Raw genomic sequence first — 24414 nt, forward strand, 5'->3', positions numbered from 1 at the left:
CTGTCAGTCAGAGTTCAGCATATTCCTCGGCGATGAAACGATCGCGGAGAACGAATTTCTGGATTTTGCCCGAGCCGGTCAGGGGGAAGTCCTCGACCTGCACCCAAACATTCGGGGTTTTCTGCGGGGAAATGTTTGCGCGGCAATGAGCATGCAGCGCGCCTTTTTCGAGTGGTCCTGTGCCGCGGATGAACGCGCCGATGACCTCGCCCCATTTCGGGTCCGGCAAGCCGACCACGGCGACCTCGGCCACATCAGCGTGTTCCAACAGGCAGTTCTCGATCTCGGCCGGGAAATGGTTCTCGCCGCCGCGGATGATCATTTCCTTGACCCGTCCCGTCACGGTGACGTAGCCGCGCGCATCCATCCGGCCCAGATCGCCGGTGTGCAGCCAACCCAACGCGTCGACAGTCTCGGACGTGGCCTTGGGGTTGTCGTTGTATTCCAACATGACACATGGGCCGCGGGCACAGATTTCCCCGACCTGGCCGACGGAGACTGCGCTATTGGTATCGATGCTACGGATCGAAACCTCGGTCTGCGCCACTGCCTGGCCAGCCGTGTTGCAGATGTCGTCGATACTGTCCGACAAGTGGTGTTGCGTGATCACCGGGCAGTGTTCAGTCTGGCCATAGAGCGTCGAAAATCCGGCCCCCATCAGGGTCTGCACCCGGCGCACCAGCTCCGGCGCCACCATCGAGCCGCCGCAGCTGACGAGCTTCAGGGCCGACAGGTCGCGCGGACGCGCCTCTTGTGCATCGAGCAAGGACACCACCATGGTCGGCACGCCAAGGATGATGTCCGCGCCGTTCGCTTCCGACTGATCCAGCACGATGTCCGGGTCAAAAAGGCTGACCAGCACCATCCGGCACCCCGCCTGCAGGCAGCCCAACGTGACCATGCCGCAACCCGAAGTGTGGAACATCGGCATGATGTTGACCCAAGTGGTTGCCTGGGTCGCCCCGCAGCGGGAAGCGTAGAAGCGCGCATTGTTGACCAGCCCGCGATGGCTCAGCACCGCCCCTTTGGGAAAGCCGGTCGTGCCGGATGTATACTGGATCATCGCCGCGTCGCCCGGGGTGACTTCGGGCAAAGCAGGCGGGCGGGCCCCTTCCGCGTAAAGCGCGGCGCTTTCCATGTCTGTGACTTCGCGCACCGACGTGATGCACGCCGCGACCTCAGCACCTATCCGGGCCATCGGATTGCCGCGAAACTCCTCGACAAGGAACAGGGCGACCGCGCCGGATTGCTCCAGCACATAGGCCAATTCCCGCGCCTGAAAGGCCGGGTTTGCAGTCACCAGAACCAGTCCGGACAACGCGCAAGCATATTCCATTAGGACCCATTCTGGGCTGTTGGGCGACCAGATCACCACCCGTTCGCCGGGCGCAAAACGGTTCGACAGTGCATGGGCTAACTGCTCGGCGTCGGCCAGCAGTTCGGCATAGGTCCAGCGCCGCCCTTCTGATCCGTCCTGTCGAATTTCGACCAAAGCCTCGGCATCCGGGCGCGCCGCAGCAACCTCGCGCAGCAATGCGCCGATGGTGATGTCGCGCGTCTCCATGTCGGACTGGGCCGGGACATGGGAGGTGGTGAGGCTTAGCTCATACATCGCTGAAATCGCCCCCGCGGCCTTTTCCGCTGGTGAAGCGGGTGGCACCTTCGACACCTTTGGTGACCTCAGTCTTGCTGCCACGCCATTCCTGCTGTAGCGCCTCGCGCATCGAGAGCCCGTGCTGGGCCCGCACGGACCGCCGATCTGCGCGCATACAGCTTTGGGGAAAGCGGGCGATGTCATGGGCCAGGGCTTCGGCTTTGGTTCGCGCGTCGCCTTCAGTCACGACGTATTCGCACAGGCCAATTTGCAGAGCCTCTTCTGCATCCACACGGCGGCCGGTGAGGATCAGGTCCATCGCGCGACCTTCGCCGACCAGACGGGGCAAGCGCACTGTCCCACCGTCGATCAGTGGAATGCCCCAACGACGGCAATAGACCCCCATGAAGGCGGTCTCTTCCATCACCCGGATATCGCACCAAAGCGCCAGTTCCATGCCGCCAGCCACGGCAGGCCCTGCCACGGCAGCGATCACCGGTTTGCTGAGCTCCAACCGGCTGGGTCCCATGGCCGCCATCGGTGGCTCACCCTCATCGGGAAAGTCGAACGGATCAAGCGCCTCGGCCCCGGCAAGGGAGGCTGCATGCTTCAAATCCCACCCGGCGCAAAAGGCACCGCCTTCGCCCCAGAACACGGCAACGCTGGCGGTATCGTCCGCGTCAAACGACTGGAACGCCTCAAAGAGTGCCTGGGCGCTTTCGGGGTCCATGGCATTACGGGCCTCTTGGCGGGAATGGATGACTGTCCAGACGGGGCCGTCCTTTTCAATGCGAACACTCATTGCAGAACCTCTCCGTAGCTACCTGCGAGGAACTTCTCACGAATGGCGAATTTCTGCACTTTGCCGGAACCTGTCAGCGGGAAGTCCGGCACGCGCACCCAGACCGATGGCGTTTTCTGCGCGGACAGATGCGCCCGGCAGTGGGTGCGCAAATCGGCCACGTCGAGCGATTGGTCGGACAAGATGAATGCCGCGATCACCTCTCCCCATTTCTCGTCCGGCAGGCCAGCCACGGCGACTTGTGCCACATGCCTGTGGGTCACCAACACCGCTTCGATCTCGGCCGGGAAATGGTTTTCGCCGCCGCGTATGATCATGTCCTTCACACGGCCAGTCACCCGCACGAACCCCTGGGCATCCATCGTGCCCAGATCGCCGGTATGCAGCCAACCTTCGCTATCGATGGCGGCGGCAGTGGCCTCCGGGTTGTCGTTATAGCCGATCATCACGGCGTAGGACCGCGCGCAAATCTCGCCGACTTCACCTATTGAGAGCACCCGATTGTCTTCAGGTGAACGGATCGAAACCTCTGTCTGTGGCAGTGGTTGGCCTGCCGTCTCTACGATCTGTTCAAGCGTGGCCTCGACAGGGTTCAGGCAGATCATCGGGCTGTGCTCCGTCTGCCCAAAAGCGCTGAGCAGGTGACAGCCCAGACGGTCCCGCACCCGGCGGACTAGATCGGGTGGCACCGGCGCGCCGCCCGTCGTGATGACCTCAAGCGAGGACATGTCGCGCGGGGTCCGATCAAGCGCCTCCAGCAGGTTGAACAGCATGGTGGGAACGGCGAAACAGGTTGTGACGCCCTGTTCCTCGATCAATCGCGCAAAGACATCCGCGTCGAACCGCTTGTTCAACAGCATCTTGGCAGAGGCCTGAAGGCACCCCAAAGCCCCCGTCGCGCAGCCCGCCGTGTGAAAGAGCGGCATGAAGTTGGCCCAGACCGAGTGCGGCCCAACCTGCTTGCGCGCGCAGAACAGCCGCGCGTTGTTCACAAGGTTCTTGTGGCTGAGCACCGCGCCCTTGGGAAATCCTGTTGTTCCCGAGGTGTACTGGATCTGCGCGGCATCATCCGGCTGGACATCTGGCAGGATGGCGGACCGTTCTCCATGTGCATAGAGCGCATCTTCGTCTTCCAGATTGACGACCTCGCGCAAGCGCGTGTTACCTTTCGTCGCCTCGCGCGCAATCTCAGCCATCGGGTTGCCCCTAAACTCATCAACCATGAACAGAGCAACAGCACCGGATTGCTCCAGCACATATTTGAGTTCTGAGGCCTGAAAGGACGGGTTGGCCGTGACCAGGACCAACCCGGCCAGCCCGCAGGCATATTCCATGAAGATCCATTCGGGGATATTGGGTGCCCAGACGACGACCCTGTCACCAGCTTCGAACCGCGTGGCGAGGGCATTCGCAAGGCTCTCGGCCTGCGCCAGTATCTCCGCATAGGTCCATGACTGGCCGCAGTCACCGCTGTCTGCGACATCCACCATCGCCACGGCATCCGGGTGGCTGGCTGCCACCTCTCGTAGCAACCCGCCAACCGTGATGTCGCGGATTTCCGCATCATTCTGTACCGGAAAGTGCGAGGTGGTGAGGTTCAAATTGTACATTTTCTTGCTCCTTCTGAGCAGTCGCCATCTGGGAGAGGATCATCTATTCGCCGGATTCCCACATCCAGAAGCGGTGAAACTCCAAACTGCTTCCGGTAAAGGCGGGAGAAATGGGACTGGCTCTGAAAACCGCTCGCAATCGCAATTTCGATCAGAGGCAATTCTGTTTGTTGAAGCAATCGCCGTGCATGTTCCAGCCTCAGCTTCACATAGAATGCTTTAGGGCTGGTCGCCATATGAGCCTTGAAGATGCGCTCAAGCTGACGCATCGAGACGCCGGTTAAGACAGCTATCTCCTGCGCTGAAACAGGCTCTTCCAAGCGCGATTGCATTACCCTGATTGCCTTTGCCAGCTTGGAGTTGCGCTCTCGCATGTGCACGAACTCGGTGGCCCCTTGGTCCTCTTGTCCAGTCCTGAAGGAACTGCAAACAAGCCGGTCTGCGACCCAATTGGCTATTCTGCCGTCACTGGTCAATGCGATCAGTTGCAACATCATGTCGAGGGTCGACGCCCCACCGGCACAGGTTAGGCTTTTTTCGCCAATACAGAAGATGTTCTGCTTTAACTCCAAATCTGGGCAATGTTCGGCAATTGCCCCCCTATACGCCCAATGTGCAGAAACTGGCCCGTTCAAACGCACACCAGCCTTTGCCAATGTGAATACAGCGCTCCCAATTGCGCCTATGCGCGCACCTTTCCGGGACACACTTCGCAACCATGCCAGCACTGGCAAAGTAGATGCGCCTACATATTCTTTACCTCCCAGAACGATTACTGTGCTTTTTCGGCTCACCGGCATCATCGGGCCATCTACATTCATGGACAATCCGTTAGACGCCAACACAGCGTTTCCGTCTTCACTGAACAAAGACCACGAATATCTGGGCGTCTGGTCAAACTGGTTGGCTTCATTCAACACGTCCAGCGCAGCGCAAAGATCCAACGAGGAGAACGACCTCAATAGTAGAAATGCAAAGTGCGTGGAGACGGCCGAGGCCGCCTCTGGTTCGCAACTCCTAGTGCGTTCAGTTGAAACGCTGGGCATGAAGGTCATTCCGCCGCGACCCGTTTGGTCGGGATATCCACCAATTTGCCGCGCGGGATCAGACGGTCGGCGTCGTACATTGGCAGGGTGCAGAGCTCACCGCTTTGAGTGGACCCATCAGCACAGAGCACGTCTACCTTTGTGCCCGGACCCTGTGCGGGGTCGTCCATGCGCACGATGCAAACACCACAGCCTTGATACGGCGAATAGCCCGAGGAGCAGACGCGGCCGACCACCTTGCCATCAACGGTCATGACACGGCCAAGCTGTGCTACACCGCCGGGTACCCGCATGCCCCAGGTGCGACTGGATTTGCTAGCGGCCTCCAGCGCCTTGCGGCCAACAAAATCACGGTCGTCAAATTCGACAAAACCGCCAAGCCCTGCCTCGAACGGCGTCGTCTCCGCTCCGAAATCGGACCCGGCATTGAGCAACCCGGCCTCGATCCGCCGTGCGCGGAACACCGGCGTTCCGGTCAGCAGGATGCCGAACGCCGCGCCGACCTCCATGATCCGGTCGCCGATGGCCGGGATGTCGGTGTCGGGCAGCGTATAGACCTCCCATCCCAGCTCGTTGGTGAAACCCGAGCGGCTGATCCAGCAGGTCTGGCCCGCAATGGAGACCTCAGCACAATCGAAATAACGGAAAGGATCGGGCATTGGCCCGTCCAGCACAGCGGCCAGAAGTTCCAGCGAACGCGGCCCCTGGATCTGGCTGACCCAGACGTTGGGGTCGTGGATCTTCACGTCCAGCCCCTCGGCATGGGCCTTGTACCAGCTGAAGAGGTCGCCATCGGCTTGCGCCATCCAGAACCTGTCCTGCGACAGCCGCAGCAGCACGCCATCGGTGATCATGCCGCCATCGTGATAGCAGGCGAATTGATAGGAGCAGCGGCCCGGCTTCACCATGCTGACGCTCCGAGTAAACAACTTGTTCAGAAGCTTTTCCGCATCTGGCCCGCTGATCTCGATCGGCAACTCGCCGGTGTGACGAAAGATGACGTTGGTGCGCACGGCCCAATACATTTCGTCATCCGTGGCCGTGTCGAGTTTCTCTGGCGTCAGGCGCGAATTGTAGAGCGTGTATTCGGGATCAAAGGGCAGTTCCATGTAGCTCAGCGGATGGGCAGGCATGGTCCGGGCAAGCTCGCGCGGGCGCGCGCCCTTGTTCAGCAAAGCCTTGGCGACGAAACGATAGTGGGAGAGGTCGATTGTCATGTTGTTCACCGTTTAGAGTTGTTAGACGCCTGCGGGTGATCTTCGACAAGGACAGATGGGTGCCACGCATTAAGTTTATGGTATTCGACCACATGGGCTCCGAGCAAATCTAATGATTTGCACAAGTCGTTCGAAAAAATTAGACAATAATCATGCGCTTTCGTTGTTATGATACCCTCAAGATCTTTGATGCCGTTGCCCGCAATCTGTCGATGACCAAGGCGGCGGACGAGGTCCATCAGTCGAAAGGGTCGATCAGTTACCAAGTGGGCAAACTTGAAGCCGAGCTCGGCTTTCGCCTGTTCGAGCGCGCACACGCAAAACTGGAACTGACGGAGGAAGGGCGCAGATTGTGGCATGTGTCCCAAACGGCCCTGAGCCAGATCGATCGTGAAATCGAAGACCTGCGTGGCACAGCCTCGGGTGCCGTGACCGTTGGCGCACTGACCTACTTCTCGTCTCGCTGGCTTTCGCCAAGGCTCACTCGCTTCTTCGAGGCCAATCCCGGTATCAGCCTGCGGATCGAGCCGATTAACTCGGTGGAAATGTTGAGATCTGTCAGAGTGGACATGGCTATCCTCTGGGGAATTGGCGGCTGGGAGGGTCACAAAAGCGAACTTCTTCTGTCCCTGTCTGCCGTTCCAACCGCAAACCGCGCAGTCGCAGAGCAGGTTAGGCGGCTTGGTCTGGCCGAGGCGGTCAGGCAGCTTCCGCTCTTGGGTGACAGCTCCGGTGACGCGGGTTGGCGGGCCTGGCACAAAGCCGCAGGGCTGCCCTACGCGCCCAGCCGGTCCAGCCTGACCATCCCGGACTCAAACAGCCGCGTTCAGGCGGTCGTGGATGGCCAGGGGATCGCCCTTTGGGATGATCTGGTCGCGCCAGAGGTGGAAGCCGGAACACTGGTGCCGCTTTCCGACGCCAAGCTGGAGGGCGCGGGGTACCACGTTGTGTTTCCGGGCGAAGTGCTGTCACCCGGTGCGCGCTCGATGCTGGTTTGGCTCAAAGAACAGGCTGGAACCTGATCGATTACTCCCGTGCAAGCCGCAGCAACGCGTCTACCGCTGTCGCGCGCCCCTCGGTGTCAAGTATGATCGGATTCACGTCGAGCTCGACCAGACGGCTTCTGTGCTGTTCCGCAAATGCAGCGATTGCCTCTATCTGCGTCACAAGCACGGTTCGCTCGGTATCGGAAAGCCTTAGCTTGCCGCTGATCTTCAGGCCGGCAAGCGCGTCCTCGATTTGTGCCCGCCCCGCTGGAAGCAGCAATGTGGCATAGTCCTTCAGCTCTTCCACCGCCGTCCCGCCGCGACCAATGACCAAAGCATGCCCCAATCCCGGCTTGTAGCTGACGCCGACGATGAATTCTGCTCGGGGTTGCGCCACCATGCGCTCGATCAGAAAACGGTCGGTAGACAGGGCCGGATTGTAGGCCCTGACAGACGTTTTGATCGCTTCAATCGCCTCTTCCAGCGCGGGTTTGCTTCCCATGTTCAGATGCACTGCACCCGCGTGGTTCTTGTGGGCCAGATCGGCGCTGAGAAGCTTGACCGCGAGAGGAAACCCGAGTGTGTCGGCCTGAGCAATCACATGCCCAGCCGAACCCGTCGCGCCCTTAGGGATCGTCAGCCCGCAGCTTGCCAATGCTGCCTTGCCCTCTGCCTCGTCAAGTTGGATGACCGACTTGGGCTCAGGTGGGGGAGCAGACAGTTCCCGGTTTTTAGGGTCCGCCAAAACTGCACGGCGCAAGCTGTGGTATCTGCCTGCCGCTGCGATCGCCGCCAATGCGTCGTCCAGCCCCTGAAGACAGATCAGGCCTGCGTGGGTCAGTTGGAGGCGCAAATCCGGGGGCAGCCCGTCGGGGAGGACGCTGGCGACCAAGACCGGTTGGGCGATCCGCGCATTCAGGCGGGTCAGACCTTCGAGCGTTGGCCACCACACGTTCGCGACATCCTTCTGCCGGGGCCAGTCTATGAAATAGACCAAGAGGTCGACCTCATCGGTCATCAAATACCCAAGCCCGACATCCGAGGTCTCGGACCGCGCCATGCTGGCCCAGGGCAGGTTCCAGTCGAGCGGGTTCAGGAGCGACACCAGATCGGGCACATCATGGCGCAGAGCTTTCTGCGCTGCGTCGTCAGGCGCGGGAAACTCTAGCCCTGCGGCGCGGCCCTTTTCGCCGATCATCGCGGCATAGCCGCCGGAATTTGCCGCGGCAACCACTCGGTTACCTTTTGGCAGCTTGGGCGATCCGAGAAGCTTCAGCGTCTCGATCAGGCCCTTGGGCGACCCAGCCTCGACAATGCCGAGGCGGCGAAACAGCGCGCTCCACAGCTCGTTTGCAACTGCGAGCGTTCCCGAATGGCTGCGGGTCAGTTCGGAACTCTCCTGCGTACCGCCAGCCTTCAAAGCCACGAGCGGAACGCCCTTGTCGATCGCGCGCAAGGCGGCTCGGCTCAGCGCGGCGACATCGACGATCCCTTCCAGATAAAGGCCGATGGCGCGGACCCGCGGATCATCCAGCAGGGCTTCGATGAAATCGGCGACGTTCAGCACCGCCTGATTGCCCATGCTGATGGCGTAGCCCAGCGGCAAAGCCTCTTCGACATTGGTGATCGAATAGGCGACATAGCCCGACTGGCTGATCAGCGCGACGCCGTTACCATTGACTGGTTCGAACACGTTGTCGCCACCCCAGACAGCTGCGCGATCGAACATGTTCATCAGCCCAAGGCAATTCGGGCCGACAAGCGCGAGATCTCCGGCCGCCTCGATCAGCCGGGCCTGTAGCGCGGCCCCGGCCTCTCCCGTTTCAGCAAATTCGCCGACGATGGAAACAGCGCCACCAGCCCCCATAGCGTTGAGCTCGGCCACCACGTCAACGGTGCGTTCCCGCGATACGGCAATCAGGGCGGCATCCGGCGGTTCGGGCAGATCGGCAAGGCTTGGAACGCATGCGATGCCTGCCAGTTCCTCGTATTTCGGATGCACGACCCAGATGTCCCCGGCAAAGCCGGATTTACGGGTGGCGTTGATGCAGCCCTCGACCGCCTTGCCGCCGACAAAAGCGATGTGGCGCGGTTTCAGGAGGCGTTTCAGGTTTTCGCGGCGAGCGCTGGAGACGGTGTCTTTCATCCTTTGAACTCCATGACCTCAAGGCCTCGGGGGATGCGTTTGTCAGGGTCAAAGAATGGCAGTGCATGCAGGGCCAGCGGATGTTCAGTCCCGTCTCGGCCCGTCACGGTGAAGGTATTGGCCGCCATGGCCTCGGGCGTGTCGAAGAGGACATAGCCGATCCCCATGCCGAGGGTTGGCGACGGCTCGAATGCCTTCACACGGCCGACCACCTGGCCATCCGCCTGGACAGGCGATCCCCATTTGATGTCTCTCGCCTCGGTCATAAAGCCAGAGAACCGAGGATTCCGTTCGGCGCTTTGTAAGGCGTCCCGCCCGACGAAGTCATGATCGAAGTCGACAAACTCGCCTAGCCCCAGATCAAACGGCGTTGTGTCCCACCCCATGTCGGTGCCGTAATTCATGATCCCCGCCTCGATCCGCCGTGGGTTCATGGCGTAGGTCGACAGGATCTCCATCCCATGCGGCCGGCCTGCCGCCATCAGGTGAGACCAAAGCGCAATGCCATCGACATGCGGCTCCAAGTTGTAGACCTCGAAGCCAAGTTCGGCGGTCCAGCCCGTCCGGCTGATCAGGACCGGCTGACCGCCCATAGTGACCTGACGCGCATGGTAATATTTGAACCCGTCCGGGGCCCTGCCATCGACGCAGGCGTCCAGTATCTCTAGGCTGTTCGGCCCCTGGATCTGGATCGCCCAGGCTCCCGGATCGCGGATTTCGACGTCATGGCCGAATTTCAGGGCCTGAAGCCATGTGAACACGTCGCGGTCCGCATGGACATACCAGAACCAGTCTTCCGCCAGCCGGAACACAACACCATCACAGGCAATGCCGCCTCCATCGTGGCACATCAGGCCATAACGCCCCCGGTCAACGGCCATGGTGCTGACAGGCCGCGTGAACACATAGTCAAGGAACGCCGCTGCATCCGGCCCTCGAATTTCCAGCGGGACCTCCGGTACATCGAAAATGCCTGCCTTGGTGCGCAACACCCGGTACTCTTCGACGATGGGCCGATCAAAGGTTACGGGCGTCAGCCGCCCTTCGTGGTCGCCATAGGCGGTGGTGATCTCGCGCGTCGCCTTGAACCACGGCGAGCGCGCACAGCTAGAGATCATGGGCAATACCATTCCGGCCATATCCATGGCTCCTTTCGTTCTTGGGTGGGTGGATCAGCCGGGCAGTGCGCGGCTGATGATGGCGTCGAGGTCGAGCCCCTTGGGGAGGGTTCCGAACGCGCCGCGATATCTTGGGGCAAGGCGGCTGGCGCAAAAGGCATCGGCAACGGCGCTATCGCCGTGGCGGGTCAAAAGCGCCCCCTGCAGGGTCAGGGCCATCATCTCGGTCACCATGCGCATCCGGCCCTCCAGCCCCTCCGGGTCGGCCAGTTCATCGCGCAGCTCGTCGATTGCCCGGTCAAGATTGGGATGGTTTCCGCGCGCCTTCTCTAGTTCCGCCATCACGGCGGGGATCGCCTCGGCCTCGCGCCCCATGGCCCGTAGCACGTCGAGCCCCATCACGTTGCCCGACCCTTCCCAGATCGAGTTAAGCGGCGCTTCGCGATACAGCCGAGGCATGATGCTTTCCTCGACATAGCCTGGACCCCCGTGGCATTCGAGCGCCTCGACCACAAGGCTCGGGCATCGCTTGGTGTTCCAGTATTTCGCCACCGCTGTGCCAATGCGGGCCAGCGCCGCCTCGGCCGGGTCATCCATGCGGTCCATCGCCTGCGCCACCCGTAGCCCGAGCGCCAGCGCGGCCTCGACCTCAACAGCCATGTCGGCCAGAACATTTTGCATAAGCGGTTGCTGGATCAGGCGTTTCTGGAAGGCCGATCGATGCGAGGTGTGATGCAGCGCTTGCACCAGCGCCTGCCGCATGATCCCCGCCGAGGACATGGCGCAATAAAGCCGGTTGCCCGTCACCATCTCGATGATCGTGCGAATGCCACGGCCTTCCTCGCCCACCATCACGCCGTAAGTGTCCTGAAACTCCATCTCGGTCGAGGCGTTGGACTTGTTACCCAGTTTGTCTTTCATCCGCTGGATAAACAGGTTGTTGCGGGTTCCGTCGGGCCGCCAGCGGGGCATGAGGAAGCAGGAAATGCCCATGCCTTCAGTATTGGCCAGTACGAGAAACGCGTCGCACATGGGGGCCGAGCAGAAGAATTTGTGCCCGGTCAGCAGGTAGCCGTCACCGTCAGGCCGGGCCACTGTCGAATTGGCGCGCACATCCGATCCGCCCTGCTTCTCGGTCATGAACATTCCGATCATTGCGCCGGTTTTTTCGTTCGCGGGGATGTCGCGCCGGTCATACTCGGTGGACAGGATGCGCGGCATCCATTCCTCTGCAACTGCGGGCGCCATGCGCAGGGACGGCACGACGGAATAGGCCATCGCCATCGGGCACATCACGCCGCCTTCGGGTTGGCTGAACATATAGGTCAGAACCGACTGGCCCAGATGACCGGCATTGCCCTCATGATGCCACGCGAAATTGTGGACCTGGTTGGAAATCGCCAGGTCCATCAGGTCGTGGTAGGCCGGGTGAAACGCGACTGCGTTGATGCGCATGCCGTAGCGGTCAAAGGCCTGCAGTTCGGGCCCATGACGATTGGCCTGATTGGCTTTCTGGAAGGTCTCGTCCAGCCCGGTCAGATGGCCGACATGCGTGAAATGCCCGGTATGACCCGCCCCGCCCATATGCGAAGCCCAGTGTCTCAGTGCGCGGTCATCTGCCCACAGGTTCTGATCGCCCATGTGGGGGGGCATGTTGATGACCTCATGGGTCGGCAAATGCGCTATCGGATCGCGTGGTGTCATGATGTCTCTCCCTGCAGTGAGACTAGATGCCCAAACCATCCTGCGGCAAACCCAATTTCTTGATCTCTGTGTTCAGCTCAATTAAACAGAACTATGCGATTTCGATCCTTTGACAGCCTCAACGTCTTCCGTACCGTTTCCGAGCTAATGAGCTTCACAGCGGCGGGCGAAGCCTTGAACATGTCCAAGGGCGCGGTGAGCTATCAGATCGCGAAGCTTGAGGATGAATTGGGCGTGCGCCTGTTCGAGCGCCGCCACACCCATATCCGCCTGACAGTGGAAGGCACGCGCCTGAAAGACGCAGCGACACGGCACCTGGGCCGCCTCGAGGCCGTGATATACGAAATCAGATCAACCGTTGAAGAACCGCTGTGCGTCGGCGCCCATAGCTGGTTCATCGCGCGGTGGCTCGGCCCTAGGTTGTCCGACTTCACCCGCGCCAACCCTGATATTTCGCTAAAGATCGAGCCGATCAATACCAAGGCCGATCTGCAAAACCCCGCCCTCGATCTATCGATCTTCTGGTGCGACCCGTCGGTCGAAAACATGGAAGTTGAGGTTCTGCTCAACTCCAACACCCGGCCGTTGGCTAGCCCGGACACTGCTGCCCGTGTCGAAGCACTTGGTCTTGAAAACGCTTTTCAGGAAATCCCGCTTTTGCCGGACGCATCCGGCATGGCCGCCTGGCGCGACTGGCATGATCTCGCGGGACTGACATTCGCGCCGAGAAAGAACGCACTTTCGCTGCCGGACGCCAACAGCCGCCTTCAGGCGGTCATCGCCGGAAATGGATTGGGGATGCAGGACGAGTTTGCGGAGCCAGAGATAGAAAGCGGTCGGCTTGTGTGGCTGTCAGACATTGCCATTTCCAACTTCGCCTACTGCATCGTTCTGCCAGCAAAGCCTACCGCGTCACCTGCAACGGAAGTGTTCAAGACTTGGATAATGGCGCAGGGGGTGTGACGGCAACCAAGTCGCAAACACAAATCCGTCATCAATTCCATGAGTGAAGGTCTGTCCCGCCAGGCCGACTGAAGTCGAACGGCCTTCGGGACAGCGCGGTTTTTCGTTGTGGCAGGGTCAACCCCGCCATGGTTCAGGGCCTTCGGGTATCGTTGTGTTTCTGCCTCGCACGATTGCACCCTCGGCATCATACATCGGCAGGCTGCACAACTGCGCTCTGTACGTGGCGCCGTCCGTGCCGATCACCCCCACTTCTGTACCCGGTCCCATATTCGGGTCATCCATCCGCACCAGCGCGACACCGCATTCCTGGTAAGGCGACCATGTCGAGGAACATACCGTGCCGACGGATTTGCCACCAACCGAGATAGTCCGCCCGCGTTCCGCGATTCCGCCGCACACCCGCATTCCGAAGGTTCGCGATCGTTTATCGGCCTTTTCCAAGGCTGCCTTGCCGTTGAAATCCGGCTTGTCCATCTGAACAAAATGTCCGAGACCGGCGTCAAAGGGTGTAGTTGTGCTGTCGAACTCCGCCTGGCTCATCAGCCCTGCTTCGATACGGCGCGCACGGAATACTGGCGTGCCGGTCAGGATCATCCCGTGCCTTTGACCCGCCTCCCAAATGCGGTTGCCGACCTTCTCGGCATCGTTTTCCGGCCGTAGGTAGAATTCCCACCCAAGCTCATTGGAAAATCCGGTGCGGGTGATGATGACCTCTTCCCCTGCAATCGACACGGTCGCGATGTCGAAATAGCGCCATGGATCGGGGAAATGACCGTCAATGGCGTCACGCAGCACGTCCATCGATCGGGGGCCTTGTACCTGTGAGACCCAGACACTCGGATCCGAAATCGTCACGTCGAACTCATGCGCGTGGGCCATGTACCAAGTGTAAAGCTCGCCATCGGCCTGAGCCATCCAGAATCTGTCTTCCGCAAGGCGCAGCATGACACCGTCAGTGATCATGCCACCATGATGGTAGAGGGCGAAATTGTAAGAACATCGGCCGACCTTTACCCGGCTCACGTCACGTGCAAACACCCGGTTCGCGAATATCTCGGCATCCGGCCCCGAGATTTCCACAGGGAATTCCCCGGTATTGCGCAGAATGACCTTCTGTCGGACAGCCCAATACTGCTCGTCATCGGTAACGTGGTTCAGCCGTTCCGGGGTCATGCGATTGCAGTAGAGCGAGTATTCCGGGTCGAAGGGCAGTTCCATGTAGGACAAGGGGTGCGGCTTCATTGTCGAACTCAGCTCGATTGGACGGCGGTCCTCGTTCGGGATTGCCTTGATGGTGTAGCGTTTGCTCAGAATGCTTTCGTGCATTTACTGGATTCCGTATTGAATGTTGGTTTGAAGAGCGGCCAAAGCTCGCTGTCATCTCATGATGAAAGGGTTCGCAGCCGTGGTCTGTTGCGCAATCCAGACAGATTTCACCTGCATGAATTCCTTGATCGCCTCTTGCCCGCTTTCCCGCCCCTGACCGGAGCGTTTGAAGCCACCGAAGGGCGTCATGAAGCTGACAGCGCGATATGTATTTACCCAGACAGTACCTGCCTTGAGCTTGTCCGACATCCGGAAGGCCCTGCCGATGTCCGAGGTCCAAACCCCGGCAGCCAACCCGAAGAGGATATCGTTGCCGATACGGATCGCGTCTTCCTCGGTGTCGAAGGGGATCACCGACAGGATTGGGCCGAAGACCTCTTCCTGTGCAATCCGCATTTCGTTGGAGACGCCGGTGAAAATCGTCGGCTCGACAAAACGGTCCCCTTTCGCGCCATTGCCGGTATAGGGTTTGCCGCCCAGAACGCAGGTTGCCCCGTCTTCTCGAGCGACGTTGATGTAGTGGAGAATCTTTTCGTATTGCGGCGGCGTGGTCACCGGGCCGACATGAGTGTCCATTGACATCGGGTCGCCGATTTTGGCTTCACCAGCCACCTCGACCAGACGCTTGACGAACCTGTCGTGAATTGAGCGTTGCACCAGAAGCCTCGACCCGGCAATGCAGGTCTGACCGGTTGCGGCAAAGATGCCCGAGATCGCGCCCATCACGGCGGCTTCGAAATCGGCATCCTCGAAAACAATGTTGGGCGATTTGCCGCCCAGTTCCAGCGTGACCGGCATGATCTTTTTCGCCGCCGCCTCATAGATCTTCTGTCCCGCGAGGTCAGATCCGGTGAAGGCAACCTTGGCGACGTCCGGGTGCTCCACCAATGGCGCGCCGGTATCGAGGCCGAACCCGGTCACGCAGTTCACCACGCCATCGGGGAAACCAGCCTCCTTGACCAGGTCCATGAATTCGAGGGTCGAAGCCGAGGTGAACTCGGACGGTTTGACCACGGCTGTATTGCCAGCCGCCAGTGCTGGAGCGAGCTTCCAGGCCAGCAGCAGGAGCGGCGAGTTCCAGGGCGTGATCAGCGCGACCACGCCCAAGGGCTCGTGCTTCGTGTAGTTGAAGATACCCGGCCGGTCCGAGGGCAGAACCGCGCCTTCGACCTTGTCGGCCAGACCGCCATAATAGCGGTACCACTCGGCCAGATAGCGGGTCTGGGTGCCCATTTCGGCAATCAGTTTGCCGTTGTCACGCACCTCCAGTTCGCCAAGGCGCTCGGCCTCGCGCTCGATGGTCTCCGCCAGCTTGACCAGAAGCTTTCCCCGGGCCGTCGGGCGCATCTCGGCCCACGGCCCCGTCTCGAAGGCGGTCTTGGCAGCTGCAACGGCGCGCGCCACATCTTCGGTGTTTCCCTTGGCGATCTGCGCCCAGACCTCGCCCGTGTAGGGGTTGTCAGTGTCAAAATATTCGCCGCTCGCTGGTTCAACCCAGGCGCCGTTGATGTAATGCTGATAGGTTTTCATGATGTCACTCGTCGTCCTGGTCGGGCTGGAACACGATGCGGCCTGTGACCCGGCCATGTTCCAGATCCTCGACTGCCTGGTTAATTTGCGAAAGCGGACGCCGCTCGATCGGCATCTGCTTGATCTTGCCTGCGCGGACCATTTCGATCAGCGTGTGCAATTGCGGCGAATTGCCCACATGGCTGCCGCGCACGGTCATGGCCTTTTGCGGCAGCCAGACTTGAGGCATCTTGAAATCCCCGCCGCACTGCCCGACGACAATATAGCGCCCCGCCTTGGCCAGAGCGCGCACGGCGAGCTGGCCCGTAGAGGGGCCGCCGAATGTATCAAGCACCCCCATCAGGCGGCCATCTGCTAGGCTCTGCAACTCCGCAACCCCATCTTCACGCGTGCTGTTCATGATCTTCATTGCGCCTATCTCCAGCGCCGCATCGAGCTTGGCGTCGTCGATATCGACGGCGATAATGTTATCGATCCCCATGGCCCGCGCGATGGCGATGGCATTCATGCCAAGCCCCCCGCATCCCAGGATCGCCATCCACTCACCCTCCCGCAGCGCGCCCATCTTCTCCAGCGCGTTGTAGACGGTGATGCCCGAGCACGCGTGGGGCACGACAGCGGCCGCATCAAGGCCCTCGATATCGACAAGGAACTTCTCGTTCTCCACCAGGCAATGGGTGGCAAAGCCGCCCTTTTGCTTCAGCCCGATGATCCGCATATTCGGGCAATCGCTCTCCCGGTCGTCCAGACAGGCCTCGCATGTGCCGCATCCGATCCAGGGAAAGACGAGAACCTGCTGTCCCGGGGTGACCGTCGTCACCTCTTGGCCCACGGCTTCGACAATGCCGGCGATCTCGTGGCCAAATGTCATCGGCAGTTGCGCGCCGCGGTCGGCAAAGGTCAGCTTGCCCTCTTCGCCAAGGTCCATATAGCCTTTCTGGACATGCAGGTCCGAGTGACAGAGACCTGCCGCCGTAACGCGCACCATAACCTCGGCCCCGCTGGGCTCCGGCAATGCATTTCGGCGTTTTTCGAAGGGCTGGCCCCATTCAATAAGATCATAGCTGGTGTATTCGGTCATGAGGTTTCTCACAGCATGGATGGGATAAGTGTGACGATGCCCGGAACAAGATAGAGCAACGTGATCGCTATCGCGAAGATGGCTACGACGCTCCACGCCGCGCGGTAGGTCTTGCCCATCGGGAGGTCTGGGGAAGCAGCCTTGAGCGCAAACAGCGCGTAGCCAAACGGGGGCGTCACCGAACCAAGGGTGACGTTTATTAGGTAGATTGCCCAGAACCAGATCGGGTCGAACCCAAACGCGTCGGCGATCGGCGCGTAGATCGGCACACTGACCAGCATATAGGCGATCACGTCGATGAACATGCAGGCCACGAGCGTGATGAGCATGGTCGCCAGGAAGGCCGTCAGGCCAGTGAGGTCCTGCGCCAAGAAGAATTTCAGGAAGCCTTGCGATGCGCCGGTAAAGGACAGTATCTGAGCAAACAGGCTGGAGGCGGCAAAGATCGCCATGATCGAACCGGTCAGAAGCGCCGCCTCGACAAGGCTGTCGGTCAGGAACTTGAGGCTGAGCTTTCGATAAAGCGCGGTTGTGATCAGGGCACCGACGACCCCGCTGGCCGCGGCTTCCGATGGCGTGGCAACACCAAGCAGGATAAACCCAATGACGGAGAATATGACCATGAGGAACGGCACGCATTTCAAAAGCAGCCACCCCAGGCTGTCGCCATCTTCGCCTCCGTTGGCGTCGTCTTCCGGGGCGAGGCTTGGGTTGCGCTTGATCCGCACCCAGACATAAAGACCGGTCAGGGCGGCAATCAGCAGCCCCGGCAGCAACCCAGCGACAAGTAGCCCGGCAATCGAGACATTCACCAGGGATCCCAGGATGATGACGACGATGGATGGCGGAATGATGGGGGCGAGGCTTGCGCCTGACAGGATCGTGGTGATCGACAAGCCTTCGTCGTAGCCGCGCTGGTTCATAGAAGGCAGAACCGAACGCCCGAGCATGGCTGTCACCGCGACGATGGAGCCCGACAAAGCGCCGAAGATCGTGGAAAGCGCGATCACGAGGAAATAAAGCCGTCCCCGCAGCCTGCCAAAGATGCGGTTCGCCGCGTCGAAAAGCACTTCCGTCGACCCGGAGCGAAACAGCAGATCACCCATCAGAACGAACATGGCCACGGTGCTGAGGGACACTATGGACGTTGCCGTCAGGATCGAGTTCGCGACCAGCCCGAACCCGTTCGAGCCAAACAGCATGAAGACCGCGCCAATGCAAATCGCGAAGAACGCAATGAATACCGGTAGTCCCGTCGCAAAGGAGCCGAGCAGAAGCCCCAGCAGGATCATAAGGGTTTCGGCCCAGCTCATGCCTCATCCCTCCCGATCAGGGCAGTTGTTAGGAAGATCAGCGCAACAACGCCGAAACTGAATGCTATCGGCGACAGCAAGGCCCATTTGGGCACTTGAATAACCGTGTTGGTCAGGATGCCCGTCGAAAACTGCTTCAAGGCCGACGAGGCAACGATCCACGCCGCCAGCGCCGCGACAACTGCCGAAGCCAAAGCCAGAACTCGGCCCCATTTTACCGCCACGTCATCGCCCACCGCTTCGACAAGGAATGTGATCGCGATATGCTGGTTGCGGCGGGTCACTTCGGGCAGCGCGAGAAAGATCATCGCGGGCATGATGAAGCTGATGACGTCGTTGCTCCATTTCGTCGGAGCGTTCATGGCGTAGCGCATGAAAATCTCCATCACGAACAGACCGACGATCCCCGCAAGAAGAAGCGCTGAGAGGAACGCCATCCCCCCCGCAACTCCTTTTTCGATCCGCTTCAGCGTCAGCATTTATTGGGAAAGCCCAGCTTTGACCGCCAGTTCACGAATGCCTGCCGCCACATCTGCATCGGTGTCCATCGCCAAGCCCCACATGGCTTCCGACATCCAGGCTGAGATATTTTCGGCCTCGCTGGCGTTCATGTTGGTGATCGCCATGCCCTTTTCCTGAAGCTGGCCCAGCTCCATGTCGGCGATGCGCGTCATTTCTTCGAGCGCGTAGAGTTCCGTCTCGGCCGCGGCGCGGGTGATTGCCGCCTGCGTGTCGGCGTCGAGCGAATTCCATTTGTCGAGGTTCATGAACATCCAATTCGACAGCGATCCGAAATCAGGCTGCAGAACATGGCTGGCAACCTCGTAGAGCTTGAAATCGACCAGCCCAGTAGCGCTCCAGGGAGCAGCGTCGATCACGCCATTCTGAAGCGAAGAGTAGATCTCGCCACCACCCAGAGGAACAGGGCTGCCGCCCAGCTTCTCAATGATCGCGATGTATGAGGCATTGGCCCGCACCTTCATACCTTCAAAGGAATTCTCGCGCCCTTCAACGTCCTGATTGGTCACGAAGCGGAAACCACGCTGGCCCAGCGGCATGATCCCGATCACCTTGATGCCCAGGGTCTGGTAATAGGCGTCAAAGGCGTCGAAAATGCCGCTTTCACGCCAGGTCGCCGGATCGACGGCGATCCCGTCGGCGGCCATGCCGATCTTCGTAGTCCCCGCGTGATAGGCCGGGTGTGTGAAGATCATGTCGATGATGCCGGTCTGAAGTGGTTCGACCAGTTCCAGTGGGCTGATCGCTTCGGGCCCGACAACATTGATGTCGGTATTACCGCCGGTATGTTCGGCCACCTTGGCTACGAAGGTTTCGACATTGACGCGATAGGTCGCCTGGTTCGATGCCCAGGAACTGACCATTTTCAGCGTTTCGGCCATTGCGCCAACGCTGGAAAGGCCCAAGACGAGCGCTGATACGGCAGCATATTTTGACAGTTTTGCGATGATCATTTTGTCCTCCCAAGTTTCGAGCGCCCCCAACGCGGAAGGACGCCTTTGCAAGGGCAGCTTTGCAAATGCTGTGGGGGTGACAAAATTATAACGCGAATATGGGTGCTATAACGAATTTGCAACGCAGTGTTAGGCGGCTGACAGAAAGGTTTTAGCCAAGCCCGCCTGTTTCAACCGGCCTTCGATGCGTTCATCCGGCAGCCATTCCTCAAGCCTCGCGCGCAGCTTCAACAGCCGCACGAAATCAATTCCAGTGCTCAAGCCGATGCTTTCCAGCAGATAGGCGCAGTCTTCTGTCGCGATGTTCCCCGTCGCGCCGGGGGCGAAAGGGCATCCACCGAGCCCCCCAAGCGCTGAATCGAAGCGCCGAACGCCAACCTCGGCGGCAGCCATGACATTGGTAAGCCCCATGCCCCTGGTATCGTGGAAGTGGGCGGCTAGTGGAAGCGGGCCGACCAAGTTCGAAATGGCGGAAAACATCCTGCGCACCTGGAGCGGATTGCCGTAACCGACCGTGTCGGCGATGTTCAACTCGTCCGCCCCGGCGGCGGCCAGTCTTTCTGACAAAGCCAGAACGCGGTCTTCTGGCACCTCGCCTTGGATGCTGCACCCAAATGCGGTCGCGATAACCGCCGACAGGGCAACCTTGCCCTTCAACCCGCGCGCATCGCGTTCCGTCACGAGGTCCTCGAACTCTGTCACCGACGCATCGGTCGGGCGCCGGACATTGGACATGTTGTGCGCTTCGCTGGCCGACAGAACGAAGGTGATCTTGTCCGCCCCGCGCCCAAGGGCGCGGATACCACCCTTGAGGTTCGGCACAAGCACCGCCGCGGTAAAACCTCCGATGGCCTTTACTCCCTTCAGAACTTCGGCCGCATCCGCAAATTGGGGAATGGAGGATGGCGGAACGAAAGAGGTCACCTCGATCTCCGAAAACCCGCAAGCCACCTGGTCTCGGCACCAGTCGAGCTTGGTTTGGGTCGGAAGGATCCGGCCAACCATCTGCAACCCGTCGCGAAGGCCAACTTCGCGCAAGTCCACCTTGTCAGGAAAAGTCATGCGTTTCATTGCCCTTTGAACTGCGGTTGGCGCTTTTCGTTGAACGCCCGCACGCCCTCGCGCCGGTCCTCGGTGTTGATCGTGCGGTTATAGGTTTCGATCTCGAAGGCCAGCCCATCGGCCAGTGACATCTGCGCACCGCGATAGATTGCCTGCTTGGCCTGTCGGACAGCGATCGGCGCGTTGCGCGCCATCGCCTCGGCGGTGTCAAGCGCAGCCTCCAGCAGTTCCCCGATCGGGAAGACGGCATTGGCAAGGCCCCAGTCCAGCGCCTCGGCGGCGCTGAACGGGCGGGCCGACAGGATCACCTCCTTGGCACGCCGTTCGCCGATGGCCCGTGCCAAGGTCTGCGTGCCGCCGGCACCGGGGATGATACCGATCCGGGTTTCGGTCTGGGCAAAGCGGGCGTTGTCGGCGGCATAGATGAAATCCGCAGCCGCCGCGATTTCGCAGCCTCCGGCATAGGCCGCACCGTTCACGGCGGCGATGATCGGCACCGGGCAGCCCAGAATGGCACGGATCATGCGTTCATAGACCAGATGCTGAAGGCCCCAGTCATGATCAGACATCCCGTCGCGTTCCTTCAGGTCGGCCCCCGCGCAGAACGCCTTTTCGCCCGCGCCCGTCATGACCACGCACCTTGTATCCCCGGGATCGAGCGCCAGGTCCTCGTAGAACTGGACCAGATCACGAGCCATCTGCGTATTGAAGGCGTTCGCAGATGCCGGCCGGTTCAGTGTGACCTGCAGCACGTGGTCACGCGGCGTTGTTATCTCGAGTGTCGAAAATGAGGAAGTTGTCATGAGGTGATCCATTGCCGTTTTCGATAAGATCAGCGGCTCAATGCGATCAAACAATTAAAATGTTGGCAGTGATGCCATGCAGAAATTCTATGGCGGGCGGCCGCACGTCAAATGTCTTCGACAAGATCCGATTCCGGATCAGCCTTCCATACGCCCTCTTCAATCATCGTGGCGATTTCGCTGGCAAGAACCTTGATCACCGCGTCCGTGGCTCTGGTGTTTGACCTGTCCGGCGGCATTGCCAGAACGAGTTGCCGGCGGATGGGAGGGGAAACAAAAGTCCGGGCTTCGAGCACTCCCGATTTGACCTCTTCGGAAACCGCCGACAGCGGGATGAAAGCATGATAAGACCCGTCAGCGACGAGTGACTTCAACACCCAGAACGCGTCACCGCGCAGCGCGATGTTCAGAGAAACGCCTGCCTTAGAAGCGGCATTGTCAACCAGCATCCGAATAGCATGGGGACGGCTGGGCAAAACAAGCGGCAGATGCTCCACTTCGGCGATCCGGATCTGCGGGCCGAGGTCGGGCAACGAATCCGGAGGGCTGATCAGCGCGATATCCTCGTAAAGCAACTCCTTACAGCGCAGGTGCAGGTCAGCCGCAGGTCCGTAAAGAAACGAAATGTCCAGATCGCCTCGCTGAAGCCATTCGATCAGGTGGCCTGAATAACCTTCGACGATCCGGAGTGTGACCTTGGGCAGCTCGCGCCGCACTCGTTCTACGAGACGCACGGCGAAAACGGTGTTCACGCTGGGCATTAAACCGATCGCAACGTTGCCTTTGACCACTTCATCATTCGAGCGGATGTCGTCGACCGATTGCTCCAACTGGCGGATCAGGCCGGAAACACGCCCAAGGAGTTTTTCCCCCGGTTCGGTGAGTGTCATACCCCTGACATGGCGCGCGAAAAGCTGAACGCCGATCTCATGCTCCAACAGCTTAATGTGACGCGACAGGGCCGGTTGCGCCAGGCGCAATCGGTCCGAGGCCGCGCTGAGTGATCCGGTTTCCGCAACGCAAATGAAAGTCTTGAGCTGCTTGATATCCACGTCGACGCCTTCGAATTTCGTTATCGTGGATATACTTACTTTCGCATATTTTTATTTCCGTCAATGGAAAAGAGTAAATGTGGTTTTGCAAGAGGCCACACGAGATTTACAGAAATGAACCGCCGATGAGCAAATCTGACACCTTGAACTCCGCTCCAATCACTGAGGCCATCACAGCGTTTGCGACGGGTTCTCTAGATGAGGGCCGATCTGAGGCCGCGCTGCGCATGACACGCATATCACTGTTCGACTGGCTGGCTGTTTCGATCGCCGGGCAGGACGAGCCGGTCAGCCGGATCGTCAGGGACTATGTCGCGACCGAAGGTGGTGTCGCTGAAGCTACGGTTGTCGGAACGGCGCAGAAGCTGCCAGCGCGGGCAGCCGCAATGGCCAATGGCACGATCAGTCACGCACTTGACTATGACGATACCCATTTCGCCTATCTCGGGCATCCCAGCGTCGTCGTCTTTCCTGCGAGTTTTGCTTTGGCGCAAAAGACCGGAGCGAGTGGCAAGACGTTTCTGGAAGCATCGCTTGTCGGTATGGAGGCCGCAACCCGCATCGGCGCCTGGCTCGGGCGCCACCACCATTTCGTCGGGTTACATTCCACCGCAACCGCAGGTGCCTTCGGCGCGGCACTGGCCTCGGCCCGATTGCTTGGACTGGACGTGCGGGGCGCAGGAAACGCCCTCGGGTTGGTCGCAACGCGCGCCTCGGGTTTGCGGGCACAATTCGGGACAATGGGCAAACCGTTTCATGCCGGCATGGCCGCGTCCAATGGTGTCGAGGCCGCGCTTCTCGCCCAGGCAGGATTTGAGTCCCGTCCCGACACACTGGAGGCCGACCAGGGTTTCGCGATTACGCACGCCGCAGAAATGCGGGCTCCGGACGAGATACTGGACGGCCTTGGCCAGTCTTGGATGTTCGAAGGGGTGCTGCATAAGTTCCATGCTTGTTGTCACGGTGCACACGCGTCGCTTGAGGCCTTGATCGAAGCGCGTGACAGTCTGGGCGTAAAACCGGACGAGGTTGCAAGTGTCACGCTTTCAGTGCCACCGCGTTATCTGAAGGTCTGCAATATCCTTGAACCCCAGACGGGGCTTGAGGCGAAGTTCAGCTACCGCCAGTGTTCCGCGATGGTTCTCGTGGGCCAGGACACGGCTGCCTTGACCACCTATTCTGACGCCGCCTGCCGCGCCCCAGACCTCGTTGCCCTGCGCGACCGCGTGGTGGTGAAAGGCGTTGACGGATTGGCGGAAACGCAAGCAACGGCCCGGATCACGACCAATGATGGCCGAAGCGTTGAAATCACCCACGACATTGATCGCATGGGAGGGCTCGCGTTACGCGAGCAGAAGATCAAGGCCAAAGCTCAGGCTTTGCTGGGCGAAGACTCCGCATCCGATCTTTGGAATGCCGTGGAGGCAGCGGAGCCTGCCTCCCTTGATGAATGGTTGCGGGGCCAGAACGACCCAGACACCTGCACCAAGCAAGCTGCATCATAAAAACCTGATATAGCACCTATCCATGCATTTTAGTTTTTCAATGCCAACGCAGATGCGAGTTCTGGTTTGAACAGACACCCT

20 protein-coding genes are annotated in these 24414 nt (G+C 60.1%); 3 read left to right on the forward strand and 17 right to left on the reverse strand.

The genetic code is table 11. From position 1 onward, the window contains the following. Positions 1-7: 7 nt before the first annotated feature. From ACR0ER_RS22715 to ACR0ER_RS22735, 5 genes are read right to left on the reverse strand one after another with little or no spacing between them, the layout of a single operon-like run. On the reverse strand, positions 8-1660 hold the full coding sequence (locus tag ACR0ER_RS22715) for a class I adenylate-forming enzyme family protein (protein WP_480770851.1): 1653 nt from the start codon (positions 1658-1660) through the stop codon (positions 8-10). Then, positions 1605-2396, reverse strand: a complete 792-nt coding sequence (locus tag ACR0ER_RS22720) for a crotonase/enoyl-CoA hydratase family protein (protein ID WP_170415516.1) — start codon at positions 2394-2396, stop codon at positions 1605-1607. The genes ACR0ER_RS22715 and ACR0ER_RS22720 overlap by 56 nt, the downstream gene beginning before the upstream one ends. Beyond that, positions 2393-4006: an AMP-binding protein gene (locus tag ACR0ER_RS22725; protein WP_170649838.1), complete on the reverse strand. Its 1614-nt coding sequence runs from the start codon at positions 4004-4006 to the stop codon at positions 2393-2395. The genes ACR0ER_RS22720 and ACR0ER_RS22725 overlap by 4 nt, the downstream gene beginning before the upstream one ends. After that, positions 3994-5061 (reverse strand): helix-turn-helix domain-containing protein, encoded by a 1068-nt coding sequence (locus ACR0ER_RS22730; RefSeq protein WP_170709419.1) that lies wholly within the window; start codon positions 5059-5061, stop codon positions 3994-3996. Before ACR0ER_RS22730 ends, ACR0ER_RS22725 begins: the two co-directional genes overlap by 13 nt. Continuing rightward, positions 5058-6269: an aminomethyl transferase family protein gene (locus ACR0ER_RS22735; RefSeq protein WP_170649840.1), complete on the reverse strand. Its 1212-nt coding sequence runs from the start codon at positions 6267-6269 to the stop codon at positions 5058-5060. The genes ACR0ER_RS22730 and ACR0ER_RS22735 overlap by 4 nt, the downstream gene beginning before the upstream one ends. A gap of 152 nt (positions 6270-6421) precedes the next feature. On the opposite strand from ACR0ER_RS22735, the gene ACR0ER_RS22740 reads away from it, so the two are divergent. Next, positions 6422-7291, forward strand: coding sequence for a LysR substrate-binding domain-containing protein (locus tag ACR0ER_RS22740; protein ID WP_170415523.1), 870 nt, complete (start codon positions 6422-6424; stop codon positions 7289-7291). A 4-nt stretch (positions 7292-7295) separates the two neighbouring features. Here the strand turns inward: ACR0ER_RS22740 and ACR0ER_RS22745 are convergent, their stop codons facing one another. Genes ACR0ER_RS22745 through ACR0ER_RS22755 form a run of 3 tightly spaced genes read right to left on the reverse strand, consistent with a single transcriptional unit; the run spans position 7296 to position 12223 of the window. Further along, entirely contained in the window at positions 7296-9401 is a 2106-nt protein-coding gene (locus ACR0ER_RS22745; RefSeq protein WP_170649842.1) for an acetate--CoA ligase family protein, read from the reverse strand. Continuing rightward, positions 9398-10540 (reverse strand): aminomethyl transferase family protein, encoded by a 1143-nt coding sequence (locus tag ACR0ER_RS22750; protein WP_170649843.1) that lies wholly within the window; start codon positions 10538-10540, stop codon positions 9398-9400. The genes ACR0ER_RS22745 and ACR0ER_RS22750 overlap by 4 nt, the downstream gene beginning before the upstream one ends. A 33-nt stretch (positions 10541-10573) precedes the next feature. Then, positions 10574-12223 (reverse strand): acyl-CoA dehydrogenase family protein, encoded by a 1650-nt coding sequence (locus ACR0ER_RS22755; RefSeq protein WP_170415529.1) that lies wholly within the window; start codon positions 12221-12223, stop codon positions 10574-10576. Positions 12224-12316: 93 nt separating this feature from the next. Here ACR0ER_RS22755 and ACR0ER_RS22760 point away from each other — a divergent pair, with 93 nt between their 5' ends. Then, positions 12317-13186 carry a LysR family transcriptional regulator gene (locus tag ACR0ER_RS22760; protein ID WP_170415531.1) on the forward strand — a complete coding sequence of 290 codons (870 nt, stop codon included), beginning with the start codon at positions 12317-12319 and terminating at the stop codon, positions 13184-13186. A 117-nt stretch (positions 13187-13303) separates the two neighbouring features. On the opposite strand, the gene ACR0ER_RS22765 is transcribed toward ACR0ER_RS22760, so the two are convergent. The 9 genes from ACR0ER_RS22765 to ACR0ER_RS22805 form a co-directional block, all read right to left on the reverse strand. After that, a complete protein-coding gene (locus tag ACR0ER_RS22765) occupies positions 13304-14515 on the reverse strand; it encodes an aminomethyl transferase family protein (RefSeq protein WP_170649845.1) in 1212 nt (403 codons plus the stop codon). 51 nt (positions 14516-14566) lie between these two features. After that, complete coding sequence (locus ACR0ER_RS22770) at positions 14567-16045, reverse strand: aldehyde dehydrogenase (RefSeq protein WP_170709428.1); 1479 nt, start codon at positions 16043-16045, stop codon at positions 14567-14569. Between the two features lie 4 nt (positions 16046-16049). Beyond that, the gene (locus tag ACR0ER_RS22775; RefSeq protein ID WP_170415536.1) at positions 16050-17126 is read right to left on the reverse strand and encodes an alcohol dehydrogenase; all 1077 of its coding nucleotides are present in this window, start codon (positions 17124-17126) and stop codon (positions 16050-16052) included. An 8-nt stretch (positions 17127-17134) separates the two neighbouring features. Further along, positions 17135-18439, reverse strand: a complete 1305-nt coding sequence (locus ACR0ER_RS22780) for a TRAP transporter large permease (RefSeq protein ID WP_170415538.1) — start codon at positions 18437-18439, stop codon at positions 17135-17137. Continuing rightward, complete coding sequence (locus ACR0ER_RS22785; RefSeq protein WP_170415540.1) at positions 18436-18876, reverse strand: TRAP transporter small permease subunit; 441 nt, start codon at positions 18874-18876, stop codon at positions 18436-18438. Before ACR0ER_RS22785 ends, ACR0ER_RS22780 begins: the two co-directional genes overlap by 4 nt. A gap of 42 nt (positions 18877-18918) precedes the next feature. Beyond that, the gene (locus ACR0ER_RS22790) at positions 18919-19911 is read right to left on the reverse strand and encodes a TRAP transporter substrate-binding protein DctP (RefSeq protein ID WP_170415542.1); all 993 of its coding nucleotides are present in this window, start codon (positions 19909-19911) and stop codon (positions 18919-18921) included. 129 nt (positions 19912-20040) lie between these two features. Continuing rightward, complete coding sequence (locus ACR0ER_RS22795) at positions 20041-20973, reverse strand: hydroxymethylglutaryl-CoA lyase (protein ID WP_170415544.1); 933 nt, start codon at positions 20971-20973, stop codon at positions 20041-20043. 5 nt (positions 20974-20978) lie between these two features. Beyond that, positions 20979-21776, reverse strand: coding sequence for an enoyl-CoA hydratase-related protein (locus ACR0ER_RS22800; protein WP_170415546.1), 798 nt, complete (start codon positions 21774-21776; stop codon positions 20979-20981). Positions 21777-21883: 107 nt separating this feature from the next. Beyond that, complete coding sequence (locus tag ACR0ER_RS22805; protein ID WP_170649847.1) at positions 21884-22828, reverse strand: LysR family transcriptional regulator; 945 nt, start codon at positions 22826-22828, stop codon at positions 21884-21886. 125 nt (positions 22829-22953) lie between these two features. Here ACR0ER_RS22805 and ACR0ER_RS22810 point away from each other — a divergent pair, with 125 nt between their 5' ends. Beyond that, the gene (locus tag ACR0ER_RS22810) at positions 22954-24333 is read left to right on the forward strand and encodes an MmgE/PrpD family protein (protein ID WP_480770852.1); all 1380 of its coding nucleotides are present in this window, start codon (positions 22954-22956) and stop codon (positions 24331-24333) included. Positions 24334-24414 lie beyond the last annotated feature (81 nt).

Source organism: Ruegeria sp. CH8 (assembly GCF_056536985.1).

Coding starts and splice junctions, on each gene's coding strand:
- ACR0ER_RS22720 (WP_170415516.1), bottom strand. CDS start 2,396: ATGAGTGTTCGCATTGAAAAGGACGGCCCCGTCTGGACAGTCATCCAT.
- ACR0ER_RS22725 (WP_170649838.1), bottom strand. CDS start 4,006: ATGTACAATTTGAACCTCACCACCTCGCACTTTCCGGTACAGAATGAT.
- ACR0ER_RS22730 (WP_170709419.1), bottom strand. CDS start 5,061: ATGACCTTCATGCCCAGCGTTTCAACTGAACGCACTAGGAGTTGCGAA.
- ACR0ER_RS22735 (WP_170649840.1), bottom strand. CDS start 6,269: ATGACAATCGACCTCTCCCACTATCGTTTCGTCGCCAAGGCTTTGCTG.
- ACR0ER_RS22740 (WP_170415523.1), top strand. CDS start 6,422: ATGCGCTTTCGTTGTTATGATACCCTCAAGATCTTTGATGCCGTTGCC.
- ACR0ER_RS22745 (WP_170649842.1), bottom strand. CDS start 9,401: ATGAAAGACACCGTCTCCAGCGCTCGCCGCGAAAACCTGAAACGCCTC.
- ACR0ER_RS22750 (WP_170649843.1), bottom strand. CDS start 10,540: ATGGCCGGAATGGTATTGCCCATGATCTCTAGCTGTGCGCGCTCGCCG.
- ACR0ER_RS22755 (WP_170415529.1), bottom strand. CDS start 12,223: ATGACACCACGCGATCCGATAGCGCATTTGCCGACCCATGAGGTCATC.
- ACR0ER_RS22760 (WP_170415531.1), top strand. CDS start 12,317: ATGCGATTTCGATCCTTTGACAGCCTCAACGTCTTCCGTACCGTTTCC.
- ACR0ER_RS22765 (WP_170649845.1), bottom strand. CDS start 14,515: ATGCACGAAAGCATTCTGAGCAAACGCTACACCATCAAGGCAATCCCG.
- ACR0ER_RS22770 (WP_170709428.1), bottom strand. CDS start 16,045: ATGAAAACCTATCAGCATTACATCAACGGCGCCTGGGTTGAACCAGCG.
- ACR0ER_RS22775 (WP_170415536.1), bottom strand. CDS start 17,126: ATGACCGAATACACCAGCTATGATCTTATTGAATGGGGCCAGCCCTTC.
- ACR0ER_RS22780 (WP_170415538.1), bottom strand. CDS start 18,439: ATGAGCTGGGCCGAAACCCTTATGATCCTGCTGGGGCTTCTGCTCGGC.
- ACR0ER_RS22785 (WP_170415540.1), bottom strand. CDS start 18,876: ATGGCGTTCCTCTCAGCGCTTCTTCTTGCGGGGATCGTCGGTCTGTTC.
- ACR0ER_RS22790 (WP_170415542.1), bottom strand. CDS start 19,911: ATGATCATCGCAAAACTGTCAAAATATGCTGCCGTATCAGCGCTCGTC.
- ACR0ER_RS22795 (WP_170415544.1), bottom strand. CDS start 20,973: ATGACTTTTCCTGACAAGGTGGACTTGCGCGAAGTTGGCCTTCGCGAC.
- ACR0ER_RS22800 (WP_170415546.1), bottom strand. CDS start 21,776: ATGACAACTTCCTCATTTTCGACACTCGAGATAACAACGCCGCGTGAC.
- ACR0ER_RS22810 (WP_480770852.1), top strand. CDS start 22,954: ATGAGCAAATCTGACACCTTGAACTCCGCTCCAATCACTGAGGCCATC.